At 42.3% G+C, this 307-nt stretch carries 1 protein-coding gene; it reads right to left on the bottom strand.

Annotated features, from left to right (window positions below; genetic code table 11):
- Nucleotides 1–113: 113 nt before the first annotated feature.
- On the bottom strand, nucleotides 114–307 hold a 194-nt coding region (locus F752_RS26780; RefSeq protein ID WP_236614068.1), incomplete at its 5' end, for a hypothetical protein.

Below are 307 nucleotides of genomic sequence, written 5' to 3' on the forward strand. Positions count from 1 at the left end.
AGCAGACTAGATTTAACCCCGCTAGGTTGGCCGCTTAATTCCCGAGTTCAGGTTAAGTAAGACTTTTCTTTGTGGATTGGGATTCCTTTTATGGATCAAAAGGCCCTGAAAATTTAGGAACCGGATTTTAATGTTTTGCTTCTTTTGAACTTAAAAAATTGAAGGTGGACCAGGGGCTTGGGCATCACCTTTAGCCCTTGCTGTTTTCTTTCCTTGCCTTCTGCCAATTTGGTAATCCAGAAGCACAGGCAATGCCTATCCAATTGAGAAGGGCATAAAAAAACCCTCACATCTTTAGATGCAAGGG

The organism is Nafulsella turpanensis ZLM-10 (genome assembly GCF_000346615.1).
GTDB classification, from domain to species: domain Bacteria; phylum Bacteroidota; class Bacteroidia; order Cytophagales; family Cyclobacteriaceae; genus Nafulsella; species Nafulsella turpanensis.